The sequence below is a fragment of the Craterilacuibacter sp. genome (assembly GCF_051659485.1).
Lineage (GTDB): Bacteria > Pseudomonadota > Gammaproteobacteria > Burkholderiales > Chromobacteriaceae > Craterilacuibacter.
Map to the genome: position 1 here is coordinate 1 of NZ_JBOFOO010000020.1, position 4,777 is coordinate 4,777.

Below are 4,777 nucleotides of genomic sequence, written 5' to 3' on the forward strand. Positions count from 1 at the left end.
TGTCGCCACGCATCGCCCAGACATTGGCCCATGCGCTGGTGGCTGTCATTTCTTCGCTGGAAAGTCGTGTTCTGAGCCAATTGCTAGGCAGTCGCATGACTGCAATCATGGCTGCACTGGATGTGGCTACGCTATCCGCGCGTGCGCTGGATACGCTGCTGGCGCAAGGGCGTCAGCATGAACTGGTCGATGCTGTGCTTGCCGGTGTGGTGCGCAAACTGGATGACGAGGTGGTGCGCGAACGGATTGCCGTTGTGCTGACCGAGGCCTTGCATCTGGAAGAGGTGAGGGTGATGGGCGTGTCTCTCGGCGGGACTCTGCGCCCTTTGGTGCGCTCGGGCGCCGAGCGTCTGGTCGGGCGCTTGCAGGATGAATTAAACGCTGCGGCGCAGGATGCCGCGCATCCGTGGCGCGAGGCGGTGGATGTCTATCTGGCCGAGTGTGCGCTTCGATTAAAGGGTGATGTGCGCTGGCGCGCAAAAGTGGCAAAAACCGTGGCGGCGCTGGCCTCTGATCCGGCTTTGGATCCGGTGCTTGAGCAGTTGTGGCTGGGTCTGAAAGCGTGGCTGGCACAGGATAGCCGGCGTCCGGATTCGCAGCTTGCCAATGGCTGCCATAGTCTGGTGCAGACTTTTGGCGAGCGTTTGCGTAAAGACGACAAGTTGCAGGGGCGTCTCAATCGCCGTTTGCTGGCCTTATTGCCCGCGTTTGTCGGCTACTATCGCACCAGCGTCGCCATCTTTATTTCCGACAAGCTCGATAGCTGGAGTCCGGTGGAAGTCAGTTCGCGCATCGAGTTGGCCATAGGCCGCGATCTGCAATATATCCGCATCAACGGCACGCTGGTCGGCGGCATAATAGGCTTGGTGCTATTTTCGCTGTCCCGTTTGCTGCACGCCTGAGTATGGAGGCAACAAGCCGGATACAGGCTCCGGCTTGTTGCTTGCAGCTTTACTTCTTGTTGCTGTACATAAAGCTTTCCATGGCTTGCTCGGCCAGGTTGAACCAGCCGTGCTCCATGGCGCGGAACTTCTTCCACGGGCCGTAGATCTTGGCGAAGGCCGGGTTCTTGGCGGCCTCTTCCTCATACAGCTTGAATGCCTCGGTGTGCGCGGCCTTCATGATATCGGCCGGGTACTTCTTCAGCTTGACACCTTTTTGCAGCAGGGCGACCAGTGCCTGCGGGTTTTTGGCATCGTACTCGGCAAGCATCAACAGGTTGGCCTCGGCTGAGGCCACTTCGAACGCCTGCTGGTATTCCTTGGGCAACTTGGCCCATTCCTTGGCATTGACGTAGAACGACAAATTCGGGCCCGGCTCCCAGAAGCCCGGGTAGTAATAGAACTTGGCAACTTTATAAAAACCGAGCTTTTCGTCGTCGTAAGGGCCTACCCATTCGGTGGCGTCGATGGTGCCTTTTTCCAGCGCCGGATAAATGTCGCCACCGGGAATGGACTGCGGAATGGCGCCAAGTTTGGCCATGATCTCGCCGCCGAAGCCCGGAATGCGCATCTTCAGGCCCTTCAAACCGGCCAGATCCTTCACCTCATTGCGAAACCAGCCGCCCATCTGGCAACCGGTATTGCCGCCGGGGAAGTTCACGATATTGTATTGGGCGAATAATTCACGCATCGCCTTCATGCCGCCACCGTAGTACAGCCATGCGTTTTGCTGGCGTGCAGTCAGGCCGAAGGGCAGGGAGGTGTCAAAAGCGAAGGCTTTGTTCTTGCCGACATAGTAGTAGCTGGCGGTGTGACCGCATTCGACGGTGCCATTTTGCACCACGTCCAGAACCTGATTGCCCGGTGCGATCTCGCCGCCCGGAAATACGCGGATCTGGAACTTGCCGCCGGTCAGCTCCGATACGCGCTTGGACAACTGCTCGGCCGCGCCATAGATGGTATCCAGGCTCTTGGGGAAGCTGGATGCCAGGCGCCAGCGCACGGTCGGGCCTTCTGCTGCGAGCGCGGGTGCGCTGATCGCGGCAGCGGCAATACCCGTGGCACCGGCTTTTTTCAGAAAGGAACGTCTCTCCATCGTTTTCTCCTTTTGATGGGTATGCACCTATTTGCATACCCTGTGCTTATCCGCCTGCGGTCTTCTGCCGCATGGCTTGGTTTCAGTGTTTTAATTTATCACATAGAATAATTAATCTAATTTAAATGTGCTTAATAAATAAAAACGGGGCCATCCCTGGCCCCGTTTGTCGTTTATTTGCTGCGATTGGTATACATGAAGCTTTCCATGCCCTGCTCGGCCAGATTGAACCAGCCATGCTCCAGGGCGCGGAATTTCTTCCACGGGCCGTAAATCTTGGCAAAGGCCGGGTTTTTCTTCGCCTCTTCCTCGTACAGATCGAAGGCGACGGTCTGGGCCGCCTTCATGATGTCTGCCGGATACTTCTTCAGCTTGACACCCTTTTGTAGCAAACGCACCAGCGCCTGCGGGTTCTGCGCGTCGTACTGTGCCAGCATGGTCAGATTGGCTTCTGCTGAAGCTACTTCAAACGCTTGCTGGTACTCCTTGGGCAGCTTGGCCCACTGCTTGCTGTTGACGTAGAACGACAGGGTAGGACCCGGCTCCCAGAAGCCAGGGTAGTAGTAGAACGGTGCGACTTTATAGAAGCCCAGCTTCTCGTCGTCGTAAGGGCCGACCCATTCGGTGGCGTCAATGGTGCCCTTTTCCAGCGCCGGGTAGATGTCGCCGGCCGGCAGTGACTGCGGAATCGCGCCCATCTTGGCCATGATCTCGCCGCCAAAGCCCGGAATGCGCATCTTCAGACCCTTGAGGTCGGCGATGGACTTCACTTCTTTGCGGAACCAGCCACCCATTTGGCAACCGGTGTTGCCGCCCGGGAAGTTGACGATGTTGTACTGCGCGTACAGTTCGCGCATCGCCTTGAGACCACCACCATAATACAGCCATGCGTTCTGCTGACGGGAGGTCAAACCGAAAGGCAAGGACGTGTCAAAGGCAAACGCCTTGTTCTTGCCGACATAGTAGTAGCCGGCGGTGTGGCCGCATTCTACGGTGCCGTTTTGCACCACATCCAGCACTTGGTTGCCCGGAGCAATTTCACCGGCCGGAAACACGCGGATTTGGAACTTGCCGCCGGTCAGCTCGGAAATACGCTTGGCCATGCGTTCGCCGGCACCATAAATGGTGTCCAGGCTCTTGGGAAAGCTGGACGCCATGCGCCAGCGGATCACAGGCGTATCGGCCGCCAGCGCCGGCGCACTGACGGCAACGGCTGCCGCGCCGGCTACACCGGCTTTTTTGAGGAAGGAACGTCTTTCCACGGTTTTCTCCTTTGGTAGGGGTATGTCGTGCCGTACCAGCCATAGGCCGGTACGGTCATTGTTATTGGCCGGACAACTGCTTGAGCAGTGCTGCGCCATCGTCGGCGGTTTCGCTGCTTGCCGCCGAGGCATCGCTATCGGCCGGCACTGCATTCTCAGGCAAAGCGGCATTGTCGATGGATAACTGCTCCAGTACCTGTTCGGACTTGGATTCGTCGATGACGATTTCCTTGTCGCGGAATACCGTGGTGAGCTGCGGGAAGGCGATGACCAGTCCGATCATCACGATCTGGATCAGCACATAAGGAATGGCACCCTTGTAGATATTGCTGCTCTTGACTTCCTTGCTTGCCACGCTACGCAGGTAGAACAAGGCAAAGCCGAAAGGCGGATGCATGAACGAGGTCTGCATGTTGACGGCAAGAATGACACCAAACCACACCAGATCTATGCCCAGACTCTGTGCCACCGGCGCCAGTAGCGGTACCAGAATGAAGGCAATCTCGAAGAAGTCGAGGAAGAAGGCGAGGAAGAAGACCATGATGTTCACGGCGATCAGGAAACCGACTTCGCCGCCGGGCAAGGAGACCAGCAGATGCTCGACCCACTGGTCGCCGTTGACACCCAAGAAGGCGATACGGAATACGCGTGCGCCAATCAGGATGAACACGACAAAAGTCGTCAGCTTGAGGGTGGACTCCATCGCCTGTTTGAGTAGACCGACATCCAGTTTACGGTTGATCAGGGCCAGGATGATGGCGCCCACCGCACCCATGGCACCCCCTTCAGTCGGGGTGGCAATGCCGAGGAAGATCGTGCCCAGTACCAGGAAAATCAGCAATAGCGGCGGCACCATCACCAGTAGTACCCGCAGCAGCAGCTTGTTGCCGCGCAAAGTGCGTGCTTCTTCCGGCAAGGCCGGTACCCACTGTGGCCTGAATACGCTGACGCCGAATATATATAAGGCGTAGAAAAGACACAGCAACAGGCCCGGCAGCATGGCGGCCGCATACATGTCGCCTACCGAGGTGCCAAGCTGGTCGGCCAGTACGATCAGAACCAGCGAAGGCGGGATGATCTGGGCCAGCGTGCCGGATGCTGCAATCACGCCGGTCGCCACTCTTTGGTCGTAACCGTAACGCAGCATGATGGGCAGCGAGATCAGGCCCATCGAGATCACCGAAGCGGCGACCACGCCGGTGGTTGCAGCCAGCAGGGCACCAACGAAAATGACTGCATAGGCAATACCGCCGCGCACCCGGCCAAATAGCTGGCCGATGGTGTCCAGCATGGCTTCGGCCATGCCCGAGCGTTCCAGTATCAGTCCCATAAAGGTAAAGAATGGAATCGCCAGCAGGGTATCGTTGCGCATGATGTCGAACACTTGGCGCGGCAATGCCTGCAAGAGTTCAGGCTTGAGCAAGTCGAAGTGGATGCCTATCCAGCTGAACAGTAGCCCGACAGCAGACAGGGCAAAG

At 57.7% G+C, this 4,777-nt stretch carries 4 protein-coding genes; 1 reads left to right on the plus strand and 3 read right to left on the minus strand.

Going from position 1 to position 4,777, the window contains the following annotated elements:
* Positions 1 to 902: DUF445 family protein (locus ACRC1E_RS00670; protein ID WP_438513183.1), on the plus strand; the 902-nt coding region annotated here is incomplete at its 5' end.
* A 49-nt stretch (positions 903 to 951) separates the two neighbouring features.
* Here ACRC1E_RS00670 and ACRC1E_RS00675 read toward each other — a convergent pair.
* From ACRC1E_RS00675 to ACRC1E_RS00685, 3 genes are all read right to left on the minus strand, one after another.
* Positions 952 to 2,037: a TRAP transporter substrate-binding protein gene (locus ACRC1E_RS00675; protein WP_438513184.1), complete on the minus strand. Its 1,086-nt coding sequence runs from the start codon at positions 2,035 to 2,037 to the stop codon at positions 952 to 954.
* Between the two features lie 173 nt (positions 2,038 to 2,210).
* Positions 2,211 to 3,299, minus strand: coding sequence for a TRAP transporter substrate-binding protein (locus tag ACRC1E_RS00680; RefSeq protein WP_438513185.1), 1,089 nt, complete (start codon positions 3,297 to 3,299; stop codon positions 2,211 to 2,213).
* 61 nt (positions 3,300 to 3,360) lie between these two features.
* On the minus strand, positions 3,361 to 4,777 hold a 1,417-nt coding region (locus tag ACRC1E_RS00685), incomplete at its 5' end, for a TRAP transporter large permease (RefSeq protein ID WP_438513186.1).